Source organism: Streptomyces sp. SID14436 (assembly GCF_010548465.1).
In the GTDB taxonomy this organism is placed as follows: Bacteria; Actinomycetota; Actinomycetes; order Streptomycetales; family Streptomycetaceae; genus Streptomyces.
Genome location: NZ_JAAGMD010000168.1, coordinates 1 through 15,091, shown reverse-complemented (window position 1 = coordinate 15,091; position 15,091 = coordinate 1). Strand labels below are relative to the sequence as shown.

Sequence of the window (15,091 nt, the reverse complement as noted above, 5' to 3'; positions counted from 1 at the left end):
AGCCGACCGTCGCCCGTCCCGCCGCCGCCCACGGCTCCGCCGTCACCGCCCTCGACACCCCTGGCCCACGCATCCCGCTCACCGAACAGCGTCTCCGCGCGCCGGCGGAGCAGGACGGCCGAGGCCGTGCGGTCCGGAGGCCGGTAGCTGTGCCGTCCCCGTGCGCCCCGACGGCCGGGACCGGCGGGGCCGGCGTGCCGAACCCGGCCGTCGGACGTCGTGCCCCGGCCGGGACCGCTGCTCGCCGCCGCCCTGCGTGAACGTGATCCAAGTGCCATGTGAGGAGCATCGGACACCCGGTCGATCCGCGATGATCTCGCTCAAATCCCGTGGACTACCGACAGGTTGTGGAAAACCCCGTCACTCGAACGGACCCCGAGCGGAGCCCGAACGGATCCCGAGCGGAGCCCAACGGACCCCGAGCACTCAACCACAGCGCACGGCCGGCCCCCTCACCGCGACGAGACGACGACCCCCAGCAGCCCCGGCCCCGTGTGCGCCCCGATCACCGCGCCCACCTCGCTGACGTGCAGGTCGGCCAGGCCGGGCAGCCGTTCCCGGAGACGGTCGGCGAGGGCGGTCGCGCGCTCCGGGGCGGCGAGATGGTGGACGGCGACGTCCACCTCGGCGCCGCCCGCCCGTTCGGCGGCGATCTCCTCCAGGCGGGCGATGGCCTTGGAGGCGGTGCGCACCTTCTCCAGCGGCTCGATCCGGCCCCCCGCCAGCTGCAGCAGCGGCTTCACCGCGAGGGCCGAGCCGAGCAGGGCCTGGGCCGCGCCGATGCGGCCGCCGCGGCGCAGGTAGTCGAGGGTGTCGACGTAAAAGTAGGCGGCCGTGCCCGCCGCGCGTTTCTCCGCTGCGGTGACCGCCTCGTCCACCGTGCCGCCGGCCTCGGCGGTCTCGGCCGCGGCCAGGGCGCAGAAGCCGAGGGCCATCGCGATCATGCCGGTGTCCACCACGCGGACCGGGACGGGGGCCCGGCGGGCCGCGACGACGGCGGCGTCGTGGGTGCCGGACAGCTCGGCGGACAGGTGCAGGGAGACGATGCCGTCGGCGCCGGACTCGGCGACCTCGCGGTAGGCCGCGTCGAAGACCTCGGGGCCGGGCCGCGAGGTCGTGACCGGGCGGCGCTTCTGCAGTGCCTGGGCGAGGGAACGCGTGGAGATCTCCGTGCCCTCTTCCAGGGCCTGGTCGCCGAGGACCACGGTCAGGGGTACCGCCGTGATGCGATGCCGCTCCATCGTCCGGGCCGGAAGGTAGGCCGTTGAATCGGTGACGATCGCGACATGGCGGGACATGAGCTGGAGGTTACCTGCCGTGGTGCCGTGAGGGCAGCCCGGGCCGGGGCGCCGGGCGCGGCCGTGTCCGGATCAAGTGGTGGTCTCGGGGCGGGCCTTCTTCTGCCAGGGGTGAACGGGGCGCGGCGCGGGCGGGGTGATGGCGGGCCGGGACGGTTCGGCCTCGGGCTGCCGCGCGGTGGTCTGTCCCGCGGCGTCCGGCCAGGTCGGCCGGGTCGTCGGGGTGCTGGCGGCCGGTGTTCCGTCGCGGTGCGGAGCGGTCGGCGCGGTGGGCTGGTCGGTGGTCGTCCAGTGCCGCAGCGCGCCGGCCTCCAGGTCGATCTGGGCGCTCAGCGAGTCCAGGTCGTCGTCCGCGAAGCGGCGGGCGCGGTCGCGGGCCGCCCAGCGCAGGGAGTCCGCGGAGTGGGTGATGCGCTCGGTGCGCTCGCGCAGGTCGGGCAGGCGGGCGGCGAGGGTGGCGCGGTCGGGGTCGGACTCCAGGCGGCGGAGTTCGTCGTCCAGTTCACGGCCGTGTGCGCTGAGCCGCTCGAAGAGGCCGAGGGACTCCTTGACGGACCCGTCCTCGGTCGCGGCGGTCTCCAGCGCCTCCTGAGTGGCCCGCATGGAGGTGCGCAGCGTGAGGCGGAGCTGGGCGATCTCGCCGGCGGGGCCGGGCCGGCCGAGTGCCTTGGCCTTGAGGGTGTGGTCCTCGACGGTGCGGCGGGCCTGGGTGATGTGGCGGTCGGCACTGCGCTTGGCGGCGCCCACCACCTTCACGGTGGCGTAGGCACCGAGTACCACGAAGAGCACGAAAAGCAGGGCGAACACTGCGATCACTGCTTCCACGAGGCTCCTCCTCCGGGCCCTGCGGCCTGTTCCGGCGCGCTCCGCGCCGCTCTTCAACGGTAAACGCAACGGGCAGGTGCGGAGTTCCGTCCGAACCCCGAACCTGCCCGTAGGGGACTACCCCGAAAGCGCCGGCCGTCACGGCGCCCCGGGACGGTCACGGCCCTTCACGGCCGGCCGCCACCGCCCGGAGCGGTCACGCCGGAACGATGTTCACCAGCTTCGGCGCCCGCACGATGACCTTGCGGATGCCGGCGCCGTTCAGCGCGGCCACGACCTTCTCGTCGGCCAGCGCGGCCTTCTCCAGCTCGTCCTCGGAGATGCCCGGGGACACCTCCAGCCGGGCCTTGACCTTGCCCTTGACCTGGACGACGCAGGTCACGGTCTCGTCGACGACGTAGGCCGGGTCGGCGACCGGGAAGTCCTGGTGGACGACCGAGTCGGTGTGGCCCAGCTTGCGCCACAGTTCCTCGGCGATGTGCGGGGCCAGCGGCGCGGTCAGCAGCACCAGGGCCTCGGCGACGGACCGCGGTACGGCGCCGTCGGCCTTGGTCAGGTGGTTGTTCAGCTCGGTGACCTTGGCGATGGCGGTGTTGAAGCGCAGGCCCTCCAGATCCTGGCGGACGCCGTCGATGGCCTTGTGCAGGGCGCGCAGGGTGTCCTCGTCGGGCTCCGCGTCGACCACGGTCAGGTCGCCGGTGGTCTCGTCGACCACGTTGCGCCACAGCCGCTGCAGCAGGCGGAACTGGCCGACCACGGCGCGGGTGTCCCACGGCCGGGAGACGTCCAGCGGGCCCATCGCCATCTCGTACAGGCGCAGGGTGTCGGCGCCGTACTCGGCGCAGATCTCGTCCGGAGTGACCGCGTTCTTCAGGGACTTGCCCATCTTGCCCAGCAGCCGGGAGACCTTCTCGCCCTGGTACCAGTAGGCGCCGTCGCGCTCCTCGACCTCGGCGGCGGGCACCGCGATGCCGCGGCTGTCGCGGTAGACGTAGGCCTGGATCATGCCCTGGTTGAACAGCTTGTGGAAGGGCTCGGCCGAGGAGATGTGGCCCAGGTCGTACAGCACCTTGGACCAGAAGCGGGCGTACAGCAGGTGCAGCACGGCGTGTTCGGCGCCGCCGACGTACAGGTCGACGCCGCCGTGCGGCATGCCCTCGCGCGGGCCCATCCAGTACTGCTCGATCTCCGGGTCGACCAGCTTCTCGGTGTTGTGCGGGTCCAGGTAGCGCAGCTCGTACCAGCAGGAACCGGCCCAGTTGGGCATGGTGTTGGTCTCGCGGCGGAAGCGGCGCGGGCCGCGGCCGTCGCCCAGGTCCAGGGTGACGTTCACCCAGTCCTCGTTGCGGGACAGCGGGGTCTCGGGCTGGGTGTCGGCGTCGTCCGGGTCGAAGGTGCGCGGCGAGTAGTCGTCGACCTCGGGCAGCTCCAGCGGCAGCATCGACTCGGGCAGGGCGTGGGCGACGCCGTCCTCGTCGTAGACGATCGGGAAGGGCTCGCCCCAGTAGCGCTGGCGGCTGAACAGCCAGTCGCGCAGGCGGAAGTTGACGGTGCCCTCGCCGTGGCCCTCGCGTTCCAGCCACTCGGTGATGCGGGCCTTGGCCTCGGTGACGCCCAGGCCGTCCAGGCTGACGCCGTCGCCGGTGGAGTTGATGACCTTCGCGTCGTAGGAGGCGAAGGCGTCGTCCCAGGCCGCCGGGTCGGTGCCGCGGCCGTCGGTGGGCTCCACCACGCAGACGACGGGCAGTTCGAAGGCGCGCGCGAAGGCGAAGTCGCGGGAGTCGTGCGCGGGGACGGCCATGATCGCGCCGGTGCCGTAGCCCATCAGGACGTAGTCGGCGATGAAGACGGGCACCTTCCGCCCGTTGACCGGGTTGACGGCGTAGGCGCCGGTGAAGACACCGGTCTTGTCCTTGGCCTCGGCCTGCCGCTCGACGTCGGACTTGGAGGCGGCCTGCGCGCGGTAGGCGGCGACGGCCTCGGCGGGGGTGGCGTGGCCGCCGGTCCACACGTCGTGGGTGCCCTCGGGCCAGGCGGCCGGGGTGAACTTCTCCACCAGCGGGTGCTCGGGCGCCAGCACCATGTAGGTGGCGCCGAACAGGGTGTCGGGGCGGGTGGTGAAGACGGTGATGTTCTCGCCGTCGATGGGGAAGTCGACGCGGGCGCCCTCGGAGCGGCCGATCCAGTTGCGCTGCTGCAGCTTGATGGCCTCGGGCCAGTCCAGGGCGTCCAGGTCGTCCAGCAGGCGGTCGGCGTAGGCCGTGATCCGCATGTTCCACTGGCGCAGCTTCGCCTTGAAGACGGGGAAGTTGCCGCGCTCGGAGCGGCCCTCGGCGGTGACCTCCTCGTTGGCCAGGACGGTGCCCAGGCCGGGGCACCAGTTGACCGGCGCGTCGGAGGCGTAGGCCAGCCTGTACTCGCCCAGGACCTCGGCGCGCTCGGCCTCGCTCAGGTCGTTCCAGGCGCGGTCGGTGCCGGGCACGGGGCGCTCACCGGAGGCGAACTGCTCGACCAGTTCGGCGATCGGGCGGGCCCGGCGGGCGTCCTCGTCGTACCAGGAGTTGAAGATCTGCAGGAAGATCCACTGGGTCCACTTGTAGTAGTCCGGGTCGATCGTGGCGAACGACCGGCGCTTGTCGTGGCCCAGGCCCAGCCGGCGCAGCTGGGACGTCATGTTCTCGATGTTGGCCTCGGTGGACACGCGCGGGTGCGTGCCGGTCTGCACGGCGTACTGCTCGGCGGGCAGGCCGAAGGCGTCGAAGCCCAGCGTGTGCAGGACGTTGTGTCCGGTCATGCGCTGGAAGCGGGCGTAGACGTCGGTGGCGATGTAGCCCAGGGGGTGGCCGACGTGCAGTCCCGCGCCGGAGGGGTACGGGAACATGTCCATGATGAACTTCTTGGGCCGGGCGGCCAGCTCCGGGTCACCGGCCAGGTCGCCCTTGGGGTTGGGCGCGGCGTAGGTGCCCTCGGCGTCCCAGAAGTCCTGCCAGCGTGCCTCGATCTCGGCGGCCAGGGCGGCCGTGTAGCGGTACGGCGCGGCCTCCGCGGCCGCGGGGTTCGTCTCGCTCATGATCCTCAAAGCTCCATCGATCGTCTCTGCCTGCGCCTGCGGCTGCCGGAAATGAAAAAACCCCTCGCACAGGAGGGGACGCCGCGCCGATTCCGACCGTCCGTCGATGGCGGTCGGGACTGATCAGCGCGGCTCGCTAAGCAGGAGGCGTACGGCACGCATGGCGCAAGAATACCGCAGGCGCGGACCGCGTCGCGACGCCGTTACCGACGCCGCGCGGGCCGCGGGAGGGCCTCCGGAGAGCGGGTGCCGCGCTCTGCTGACTGAATTTCGGTCAAAGGTTACTTCGCGTAACAGGCACTAAAGGGCATGACAACGAGCGGATGATCCTTTGGTAACAGCGCAATAACTCAAACCTCGTACTGATCGGTACGACCGGGCTTAGAGTTCGGCCCGGGACCGCTTTACCGATACCTCGGAGTTGCCCCATGAACCGTCGCCCAGACAGCAGCCCACCCCCCGCACGGGGCAGGTCGGCTGCGGCTCCGCTGTGCCCGCTCCGAGTCATGACGCCGGGAGGTGCGTCATGAACCCGCACGACAGCACCGCGGACGACTGGCTCGCCGAGTTCCTGAGCTTCGGTGTCGGCGTCCTGTCGCTGGTCTGCCTGAGCTGCTCGGTGATCTGGGGACTCGTGGCCCAGGACCGGATCCTGCTCGGCCCCCGCCAGCGGATCCTGGCCCAGGCGGTGCACCGGACCACGGCGGTCGCCTCGATCGTCTTCCTGCTGGTGCACATCGGCATCAAGATCGGCCAGGACCACGTCTCCTGGATCGCGGCGGTGATCCCCTTCGGGCTGGCCCTCACCGACGACGAGGCCGTCATGGGGAGAAGTTTCCTGATCGGCCTCGGCACCCTGGCCGGCTTCCTGATGATCTTCGTGGGCATCACCGGCATCCTGCGCAACCGCTTCGCCACCCCGGCCCCGGTCGCCGCGCGCTGGCGGGCCATGCACATGCTGGCCTATCCGGCCTGGTGCGCCGCCCTCGTGCACGGGCTCTACGCGGGTCGCGCGGCCAAGCCGGTCTTCCTGATCCTCTACGGCCTGTCCGTGCTCGGCGTCATGACCGCCCTGGTGCTGCGCGCCTCGCCGCGCCCGGTCAAGCGCAAGATCGCCGACCGGCTGTCCGGCCTGGTCGCCGGCCTGGACCAGCAGAGCGGCCGGGACCGGCTGGAGGAGAGCCGCTCCCGGACCGCCGAGAACGCGCTCGCCGGCTTCGAGAACCCGCGCGAGTCCCGGCCGCGCGGCGCGACACCCCCCGCCTTCAGCGGGACGTCCGGCCCCTCCGCGCCGCTGTACGAGACCGCCGAACGGCCCGCGCCGGAACCGGCGAGCGGCTTCGCCGCCGCCTACCGCGCGGTGTCGGCGCCCGCCGCGCCCCAGCAGCCGTTCGCCGCGGACCAGACCGCCCGCATGGAACTGCCGCCGGATCTCCAGCCCACGGAGGCCGTCCCGCGCGTCGACGGGGTCTCCAGCACCTCCGGCAACTGGCCGATACCGTCCCCGCCGCCCGTCGGCGAGGCCCCGCCGTCGGCCTACGACCCGCTCCAGGACACCGGATACAACATCCCCACCTACGACAATTCGCCCGCGGCGCCGTACGGTTCACGTGATGTGTACGACACCGGTGAGACGAACGGCCTCTACGGCACGTACAACCCGGATGACACGTACAACAGCGGTCCCGCCACTGAAACACGCCCCGGTGCGTCGCCGTCGTCGACCTACGACTTCGACGCACCGGGATCGGGCGAACCTTGGAACACGCCTTCCGGAGGCTTTAAGTGAACGAGGCCCTGCCCGACGTCCCCGAAGTCCGCGTCGTCGGCCTTCCCCAGCTCACGTCGGGCTTCGACCTTGTCGACCGGCTCGACCTCCAGATGCACCTCAAGGTGCACGGGCCGCTCGAACCCATGGGCGGCGAACAACTCGCCCAGCTCGCCGAACGCATCAACCTCAGGGGGCGCGGCGGCGCGGGCTTCCCCTTCCACAAGAAGCTGCGCTCGGTCGCCGAGACGGCGATCAAGCGCGGCGTCCGGCCGGTCGTCGTCGTCAACGGCAGTGAGGACGAACCGGCCTGCCGCAAGGACACGGTGATGATCAACCGTGCCCCGCACCTGATCCTGGACGGCGCGTTGCTGTGCGCCGAGGCCATGGGTGCCCGCACGCTCGTGGTGGGGGTCACCCGGGAGTCCACCCAGCGGTCCATGGAGGCCGCGCTCGCCGAACGCGGCCTGAGCAACGGGCGGCGGTCGGCGCTGCGCGCCCGCGTGCAGCGCAACCCGGTGCGGATGGTCACCGGAGCCGCCGCCTCCCTGATCCGCTCGATCGACGGCGGGCCCGCCATCCCGCCGGGCCGCAAGACCAGCGCCTCGAAGAACGGCGTCGGCGGCGCGCCCACGCTGCTGTCCAACGCCGAGACGTTCGCCCAGCTCGCCATCGCCGCCCGCATCGGCCCGGAGCGCTACGGCAACACCGGCCTGTACGACGAGCCCGGCACCGTCATGCTGACGGTGTCGGGGGCGGTGGCCCGCCCGATGGTGGTCGAGGTGCCCACCGGCGTGCCGCTGCGCTACGTGCTGCAGCTGGCCGGGGCGCCCCCGGTGCCGCAGGGCGTGCTGACCGGCGGCTACCACGGCAAGTGGATCGACGCGGCCACCGTCAACGAGGCGATCGTCTCCCGCAACTCCCTGGACGCGGTGGGCGGTTCGCTGGGCGCCGGGGCGATCCTGCCGATCAGTCAGGACACCTGCCCGCTGGGCGAGTCGCTGATGGTGGCGAAGTGGCTGGCCGAGGAGAGCGCCGGCCAGTGCGGCCCCTGCTACCTGGGCCTGCCGGCCGCCGCGCGCGGCCTGGAGGACATCCTCAACGGGGGCGGCCCGGCCGCCCTGGAGGCGGTCAAGCAGGTCGCCAAGAACGTGAAGCGGCGCGGCGCGTGCTCGCACCCGGACGGCTCCGCCATGTTCCTGGAGTCCACCGTCAAGGCGTTCACCGACGACCTCGCCGCCCACGTCCTCGGCAACGGCTGCGGACGGCCCGTGGCGGGCGTCCTGCCGCTCTTCGAGGGCGGCAGGGCCCCTACGGGCATCCCGGGCGGCGGAGGCGAGGAGAACGGCCCCAGCCGCCAGAAGATCTACGTGGACTGGACGCTGTGCCGGGGCCACGGCCTGTGCGCGGACATCCTCCCGGAGGTGTTCCAGCTCGGCGCGGACGGCTTCCCGACCGTGGCGCAGGCGGAGGTCCCGCGGTTCGCGGAGGCCAAGGCGCTGCGGGCGGTGCGCCGTTGCCCGGCGCTGGCGCTGCGCATCGAGGACGAGGCGCCCCGGGCCAAGGCGCCCTCGCGGAACCTGCCGGTGCTCTCCCAGGGGCGGGGGCGGCGCGCCCTGGGCCGCTGACGCGGGCCCCCACAACGCGGAAGGCGGATCATCCAGGGAGGATGATCCGCCTTCGACTTCTGTGGAGCTAAGGAGAATTGAACTCCTGACCTCCTGCATGCCATGCAGGCGCTCTACCAACTGAGCTATAGCCCCGTGTTGCGCTCCGCCCGGTTTCCCCGGCGGCGACGCCAACTTTACACGGTCCACCCGGGCCAACACCAAATCGGTTTCGCTTCGCTCGGCTATGCCCGAAATGCCCTCGGCGGGCTCATGCCGTGACGAACGAGTAGAACCGCTTCAGCGTGCAGTGTTCCTCGAGCAGCCGGCCGTAGATCGGTTCGCCCTCGAGTTCCCGGTAGGTCTCGATGGGGTCGCCCTTTATGATCAGCGCCCGCGCGCACTCCTCGCACCAGTACTGGTACTCGGGATTGATCGGCTCCATGTCGCGTACGATCGGCGTCCCGCTGCCGCACCAGTCGCACTTCCGCCTGTGTGCACCCATCGTTCAGCTCCAGCTGTGGCCGCAGGCCGTGCACACGTAGGAGATGCCACCGTTGTCCCCGAGGACCTGGGCGACGTGCGCGGAACCGCAGGAAGGGCAGCTGAAGCGGGTGGCGGTACGTCGGGTCACCGCCGCTCCGAGGAGGTGGTCGACCTCCTCGAAGATGCTCGCAGGCATCGCAACTCCCTCCCGTCGGGCCGCGCCCCCTTCCGGCCGTTTGATTCTGCCACGACCGGGCCAATACGGTCAGCGACGCCGGGGTACCGTTCGGGACACGGCTCGGCGCCTCGTAGAGGTATACGCCTGGCGGGGCGTTCCTGCTCAAGCGCGGGTGACGAAAAATCCCGCCCTCGCGCGGAGGACGGGATCTTCGTCGTGTGGAGCTAAGGAGAATTGAACTCCTGACCTCCTGCATGCCATGCAGGCGCTCTACCAACTGAGCTATAGCCCCTTGCCCCATGTGATCGGCTCACATGGTGTTTCGCCCCGCTCGGCGGGGCGAACAAGAAGAACTTTAGCCTGCGACCTGCCGGAAAGTGAAATCCGGGCCCCGGGCCGCGCCGGGGGCGTTCCCGGACCGTCAGTCGTCGTCGCCGAGCACCGGTTCCGGCAGCGTGCCGGCGTTGTGCTCCAGCAGGCGCCAGCCGCGGGCCCCCTCGCCGAGGACGGACCAGCAGCAGTTGGTGAGACCGCCGAGGCCCTCCCAGTGGTGCGGGTCGAGCCCGAGGAGCCGGCCGATGGTGGTGCGGATGGTGCCGCCGTGGCTGACCACGACGAGCGTGCCGTCCTCCGGCAGCTTCTCCGTGTGCCGCAGCACCACGGGAGCCGCGCGGTCGGCGACCTCGGTCTCCAGCTCGCCACCGCCCCGGCGGACCGGCTCACCGCGCTTCCAGGCGCGGTACTCGTCGCCGTGGCGGGCGATGATCTCGTCGTGCGTGAGCCCCTGCCAGGCGCCCGCGTAGGTCTCCCGCAGGGCCTCGTCGTGGGTCACCGGCAGGCCGGTGAGCGCGGCGAGCTCGGCGGCGGTCGCCGCGGCCCGCTTCAGGTCGGAGGCGACGATCGCGTCCGGCTTCAGGCCCGCCAGCAGCCGGGCCGCACGGCGGGCCTGGGACACACCGGTCTCGGTGAGCTCCACGTCGGTGCTGCCCTGGAAGCGGCGTTCCACGTTCCAGGACGTCTGGCCGTGCCGCCACAGGATGATGCGGCGGCCCCGCCGGCCGGTCCGGCCCGCGGCGTCGGAGGCGGCGCTCACCGCCACTCACCACCCGGCTCCGCGGCCTCGGCGGCGGCCGCCTCGGCCTCCAGCTGCCGGGCGTGCTCGGCGGCCTTGCCGCGGGAGGCCACGGCGTCGGCGGGCAGCTCCAGCTCGGGGCAGTCCTTCCACAGCCGCTCCAGGGCGTAGAAGACGCGCTCCTCGCTGTGCTGGACGTGGACGACGATGTCGACGTAGTCGAGCAGCACCCAGCGGGCCTCGCGGTCGCCCTCGCGGCGCACGGGCTTGGCGTCGAGCTCCTTGGCCAGCCGCTCCTCGATCTCGTCGACGATCGACTTGACCTGGCGGTCGTTGGGGGCGGACGCGAGCAGGAACGCGTCGGTGATGGACAGCACGTCACTGACGTCGTAGGCGACGATGTCGTGCGCCAGCTTGTCGGCGGCCGCCTGGGCGGCGGTGGTGACGAGCTGGACGGAACGGTCGGTAGCGGTCACTACAAGGCTTTCGGTAGGTGGTCTGTTGACCCCCAGGGTCTCACGGACCGCCCCGCGCACCCCACGCCGTCGACCGTGATCACGGGGGTGCGCGCCCGCCCGGCCGGACTACGACCCGGGGTCGTAGTCCTGGCCGAGAACGACCGCGACGCGGGCGTTGGCGGAGATCTTGCCCTTGGTCACGGCGGAGGCGGGCAGCCCCAGGGTCTTGGCGACCTCGGCGGCGTTCTCCTTGTCGGCGGCGTTCGCGTAGACCACCTCGGAGGTCGCCTCGGCGCTCGCGGTGCCGCCCTCCAGGAAGGTGAAGCCGCCGTTGAGGAGCACCACGCGGGCCTTCTCGGTGTTGTCCTTCACGCCGGTGGCGTTGCGCACCGAGACGCTGACCGCCGCGTCCTGGTCGGGGCTCTTGGCGGTGCCGCCGAGGACCTTCTTGACCACGCCGTCGCTCGCCTCGGCGCTGAGCGTGCCGTCGTCCTCGACGGGCAGCAGGGCGGTCTTGTGGTCGCCGCCCTTGGCGAGGTCGGAGAGCCGGGCCAGGAAGGAGCCGAGGTCCTTGTCGGTCAGCGGCGGCTCGATGATCTGCCCCAGCGTCTGGATGGTGAGCGTCGCCGCGTCCGGGTCGGAGGTCATCTTGCGCAGCACGCCCTGCATGACCTGGCCGAACCGTTCCAGCTGGGCGTTCTGGCCCTCGCCGGAGGCGCGGTGGGTGGCGTAGGCGACGGCCATCTTGCCGCTGAGGGTCTGGCTGCTGCCCTTGCGGACCAGGGGCGTCGCGCCCTTCTTCTTGGCGGCGGGGTCGGGCACGTCGGCGTTGGTGTCGATGTCGATGTTGCCGACCAGGTCGACGAGGTTCTGCAGGTAGGGGGTGTCGAGGCGCCAGGTGCCCTCGATGTCGGTGCCGAGGACCGCGTCGAGCGCGCCGCGGGTGCCGCCGGAGCCGTCGTCCTCGACGGACTTGGCGAGCGTGGTGGTGGTGCCGTCGTCCGCGGTCAGGGCGAGCGAGTTGGGCAGCAGGACGGTGGTGCCCTGCTTGGTGGTGGTGTTGTCGACGAGCAGCGCGGTGGCGGTGCCGCCCTTCTTGGTGTCGTGCAGGTGGACGACGATCACGTCCCGCTTCTGCGCCCCGGCCGCCGTGGTGGTGCCGGTACCGGTGCCGGAGCCGGACAGGCCGGGCAGCTTCCCGGCGTACCAGAGGTAGCCGACGCCGCCGGCGACGACCAGGGCGAACACCACGGTGAGGGCGATGATGCGGCTGCGGGCCCGGCGCCGGGCCTCCTCGCGGCGCTCGGTGCGGTTCTCGGTGAACTTCAGCCAGTCGATGACGTCCTCGGAGTCGCCGTCCGGCTCCTCGACGAAGGCGAACTGCTCGGTGCGGTACTCCGGTCCGCCGCCGTCCTCCGCTTCGCCGCGGTACTCCGGCCCGTCGCCGTCCGGGGCCGGCGCGTCCTCGTCGTCCACCGGGCGGGCCTGCTGGGGGATGTGGGCCCGCTGCTCCGTGACGCGGGGCTGCCGGCCGGTGCCGCCCTGCGCGTGGGTCTCCCCGTAGGGGTCGTACGGGCCCGCCGGGCTCCCGCCCGGGGCGGTGGCCTGCCCGTAGGGGTCGTAGGAGCCGTACGGGTCGTGAGCGGGCGGCTGCTGCCCGGTGCCGTACGGGTCGTAGGGGTCGTACGCCGGCGCGTGCTGCCCGGCGCCGGTGGCGTACGGGTCGTAGCCGTACCCCTGAGGGTCCTGCTGCGGGTGCGGGGGCTGCGGGACGCCGGTCTGCTGCTGGTAGGGGTCGTAGGAGCCGTACGGGTCGGGGGCGGGCGGCTGCTGGGGGGCCTGCTGGACCGGGACCTGCCGGTAGACCGGCTGCCCGTACGCGTCGTAGCCGACGAGTTCGTAGGGCGCGCCGCCCCCGTACCCCGCGTCGTATCCGTCGTTCACCGGTGCCCCTTCCCGCTCACTCGCCGCGATACAGCTCGCGCTTGGCGATGTAGCGCACGACTCCGTCCGGCACCAGGTACCAGACGGGGTCTCCCTTGGCGACTCTCGCACGGCAGTCCGTGGAGGAGATGGCGAGGGCGGGCACCTCGACGAGGGAGACCCCGCCCTCGGGGAGCCCGGCGTCGCTGAGGTGGTGGCCGGGCCGGGTGACGCCGATGAAGTGCGCCAGGGAGAACAGTTCCTCGCTGTCGCGCCAGGTGAGGATCTGGGCGAGGGCGTCGGCGCCGGTGATGAAGAACAGGTCCGTGTCCGGGTTGAGCGCGCGCAGGTCGCGCAGGGTGTCCACGGTGTAGGTGGGGCCGCCGCGGTCGATGTCGATCCGGCTCACGGAGAACTGCGGGTTCTCGACGGTGGCGACGACCGTCATCAGATAGCGGTCCTCCGCCGCGGAGACCGTCCGGTGGCTCTTCTGCCACGGCTGTCCGGTGGGCACGAAGACCACCTCGTCGAGGTGGAAGCGCGCGGCGACCTCGCTGGCCGCCACGAGGTGGCCGTGGTGGATCGGGTCGAAGGTGCCGCCCATGACGCCCAGACGGCGCTTGCCCTGTCCGGCCGGGGCGCTGCCCGGGCCGCCGGCAGCGCGGCGGAGCGCGGGGCTCCGCCCGCCGTCGCCGCGTGTCGTCTCACCGGCCGTGCCGTCCGCCGGGCCGGTGGGCATGTCCTGCTCCATGCGAGCAGACCCTACCGGCCCGGCCCCGATGCCCCGGCCGGGCCCGTCGCGGCGACGGCCGTCGACGGGCCTCAGCGGTCCCGGTTGAAGCGGGTGGTGATCCACAGCAGCAGCAGGAGCGCGACCAGGGCTCCGCCGCCGGCGAGGTAGGGGTTCAGACTGTCGTGGTTGCCGCTGTGCTCTCCGCCCTCGGCGGCGAGAGTGACCAACTGGGCAGCGGCGCTGTGGAAGCTCATCTTCGGCAGGACCTATCGCGTGTGGGCGGGATAAGGACGTCCGGACATCGTAAGCGGGGGCCTTCTCGACGATCACCCCGACTCCGCCGTTGCGGTGCGGCGACGCGCCCGCGGCCGGGCCGGCGGGCAACCATTGCGGGGCCTGTGTCGTCCTTCTGCCTGGAGCCCGGTGGTGTCCGTGGGGTGTCCCGGCGCGGTCCGGCCGGCTGTCCGCCCGGCCGCACTGCCCCATCGCGCCGACTCCGCCTAGGCTGGGGTCCGCCTCGCAGGACACACGGCGGCACGGGATCCGCACGAGTCATCCAGACGCACTGGGGGAAAGATGTCCGACGGCCATCAGCACAACGGGCACGAGAGCGTGCCGAGCAGGCAGCGCAGGCGCTTCCCCGGGATCTCCTCGCGTGCCTACGAACACCCCGCCGACCGCTCCGCCCTGGTGGCGCTGCGCAAGCTGACCGGTTTCGACACTGTCTTCAAGGCCCTGAGCGGCCTGCTGCCCGAGCGCAGTCTCCGGCTGCTGTTCCTGTCCGACTCGGTGCGGGTCTCCGACCGGCAGTTCGCGCACCTCAACGACATGCTGCGGGACGCCTGCTACATCCTGGACCTGGAGAAGGTCCCGCCGATGTACGTCAAGCAGGACCCGAACCCGAACGCCATGTGCATCGGCCTGGACGAGCCGATCATCGTGGTGACCACGGGACTCGTCGAGCTGCTCGACGAGGAGGAGATGCGGGCGGTCGTCGGCCACGAGGTCGGGCACGCGCTGTCCGGTCACGCCGTGTACCGGACCATCCTGCTGTTCCTGACGTCGCTGGCGGTCCGGGTCGCCTGGATCCCGCTCGGCAACATCGCGATCATGGCGATCGTGACGGCGCTGCGCGAGTGGTTCCGCAAGTCGGAGCTGTCCGCGGACCGGGCGGGGCTGCTGGTCGGCCAGGACCTGACGGCGTCCATGCGCGGCCTGATGAAGATCGCGGGCGGCAACCACCTGCACGAGATGAACGTGGACGCGTTCCTGGAGCAGGCCGACGAGTACGAGGCCTCGGGCGACCTGCGCGACTCCGTGCTGAAGATCCTCAACGTGCTGCCCCGCTCGCACCCCTTCACGACCGTGCGGGCCGCCGAGCTGAAGAAGTGGGAGGCCTCCCGCGACTTCCAGCGGATCATGGACGGTCACTACCCGCGCCGCGAGGAGGACAAGGACGCCTCGGTGCGGGACTCCTGGCGGGAGTCGGCGAGCAGCTACGCCGGCGAGGTGAAGAACTCCAAGGACCCGCTGATGAAGCTGGTCAACGACATCGCGGGCGGCGCCGGCGACCTGGGCGACCGCGTCCGCCGCGGCTTCGGCGGCTTCGCCGCCGGGGGCACGAAGAGCACGCGGGGCCCGGCCGACGGGGACCCCGGGGACACCGGGGACGG

13 protein-coding genes and 2 tRNA genes are annotated in these 15,091 nt (G+C 71.9%); 3 read left to right on the top strand and 12 right to left on the bottom strand.

Features of this window, described 5'->3' with window-relative positions:
* Positions 1 to 452: 452 nt before the first annotated feature.
* The 3 genes from G3I53_RS06490 to leuS all read right to left on the bottom strand — a co-directional run bounded on the left by G3I53_RS06490 (position 453) and on the right by leuS (position 5,193).
* The gene (locus G3I53_RS06490; protein ID WP_164333076.1) at positions 453 to 1,298 is read right to left on the bottom strand and encodes a DegV family protein; all 846 of its coding nucleotides are present in this window, start codon (positions 1,296 to 1,298) and stop codon (positions 453 to 455) included.
* A gap of 72 nt (positions 1,299 to 1,370) precedes the next feature.
* The gene (locus G3I53_RS06485; protein WP_164333075.1) at positions 1,371 to 2,123 is read right to left on the bottom strand and encodes a hypothetical protein; all 753 of its coding nucleotides are present in this window, start codon (positions 2,121 to 2,123) and stop codon (positions 1,371 to 1,373) included.
* A gap of 196 nt (positions 2,124 to 2,319) precedes the next feature.
* Positions 2,320 to 5,193, bottom strand: a complete 2,874-nt coding sequence (leuS, locus tag G3I53_RS06480) for a leucine--tRNA ligase (RefSeq protein WP_164333074.1) — start codon at positions 5,191 to 5,193, stop codon at positions 2,320 to 2,322.
* Between the two features lie 526 nt (positions 5,194 to 5,719).
* On the opposite strand from leuS, the gene G3I53_RS06475 reads away from it, so the two are divergent.
* Both G3I53_RS06475 and G3I53_RS06470 read left to right on the top strand, forming a co-directional pair.
* Positions 5,720 to 6,982, top strand: a complete 1,263-nt coding sequence (locus G3I53_RS06475) for a ferric reductase-like transmembrane domain-containing protein (protein ID WP_164344099.1) — start codon at positions 5,720 to 5,722, stop codon at positions 6,980 to 6,982.
* Positions 6,979 to 8,589 (top strand): NADH-quinone oxidoreductase subunit NuoF family protein, encoded by a 1,611-nt coding sequence (locus G3I53_RS06470; protein WP_164332951.1) that lies wholly within the window; start codon positions 6,979 to 6,981, stop codon positions 8,587 to 8,589. Before G3I53_RS06475 ends, G3I53_RS06470 begins: the two co-directional genes overlap by 4 nt.
* A 62-nt stretch (positions 8,590 to 8,651) precedes the next feature.
* On the opposite strand, the gene G3I53_RS06465 is transcribed toward G3I53_RS06470, so the two are convergent.
* From G3I53_RS06465 to G3I53_RS33200, 9 genes are all read right to left on the bottom strand, one after another.
* Positions 8,652 to 8,724, bottom strand: a tRNA-Ala gene (locus tag G3I53_RS06465).
* A 115-nt stretch (positions 8,725 to 8,839) separates the two neighbouring features.
* Positions 8,840 to 9,073, bottom strand: coding sequence for a hypothetical protein (locus G3I53_RS06460; protein ID WP_004931461.1), 234 nt, complete (start codon positions 9,071 to 9,073; stop codon positions 8,840 to 8,842).
* Between the two features lie 3 nt (positions 9,074 to 9,076).
* The gene (locus G3I53_RS33205) at positions 9,077 to 9,250 is read right to left on the bottom strand and encodes a hypothetical protein (protein WP_192230482.1); all 174 of its coding nucleotides are present in this window, start codon (positions 9,248 to 9,250) and stop codon (positions 9,077 to 9,079) included.
* A 201-nt stretch (positions 9,251 to 9,451) separates the two neighbouring features.
* Positions 9,452 to 9,524: transfer RNA gene (locus tag G3I53_RS06455), tRNA-Ala, on the bottom strand.
* A 129-nt stretch (positions 9,525 to 9,653) separates the two neighbouring features.
* The gene (locus G3I53_RS06450) at positions 9,654 to 10,325 is read right to left on the bottom strand and encodes a histidine phosphatase family protein (protein WP_164332950.1); all 672 of its coding nucleotides are present in this window, start codon (positions 10,323 to 10,325) and stop codon (positions 9,654 to 9,656) included.
* Complete coding sequence (rsfS, locus tag G3I53_RS06445) at positions 10,322 to 10,780, bottom strand: ribosome silencing factor (RefSeq protein WP_164332949.1); 459 nt, start codon at positions 10,778 to 10,780, stop codon at positions 10,322 to 10,324. The genes G3I53_RS06450 and rsfS overlap by 4 nt, the downstream gene beginning before the upstream one ends.
* A 108-nt stretch (positions 10,781 to 10,888) precedes the next feature.
* The gene (locus G3I53_RS06440; RefSeq protein WP_164332948.1) at positions 10,889 to 12,706 is read right to left on the bottom strand and encodes a LytR C-terminal domain-containing protein; all 1,818 of its coding nucleotides are present in this window, start codon (positions 12,704 to 12,706) and stop codon (positions 10,889 to 10,891) included.
* A gap of 16 nt (positions 12,707 to 12,722) precedes the next feature.
* Positions 12,723 to 13,436, bottom strand: a complete 714-nt coding sequence (nadD, locus tag G3I53_RS06435; RefSeq protein ID WP_164438101.1) for a nicotinate-nucleotide adenylyltransferase — start codon at positions 13,434 to 13,436, stop codon at positions 12,723 to 12,725.
* 71 nt (positions 13,437 to 13,507) lie between these two features.
* On the bottom strand, positions 13,508 to 13,672 hold the full coding sequence (locus tag G3I53_RS33200) for a hypothetical protein (protein WP_203592027.1): 165 nt from the start codon (positions 13,670 to 13,672) through the stop codon (positions 13,508 to 13,510).
* A 322-nt stretch (positions 13,673 to 13,994) separates the two neighbouring features.
* On the opposite strand from G3I53_RS33200, the gene G3I53_RS06430 reads away from it, so the two are divergent.
* Positions 13,995 to 15,091 (top strand): M48 family metallopeptidase (locus tag G3I53_RS06430; RefSeq protein ID WP_239063612.1); only part of this gene is annotated, 1,097 nt, incomplete at its 3' end.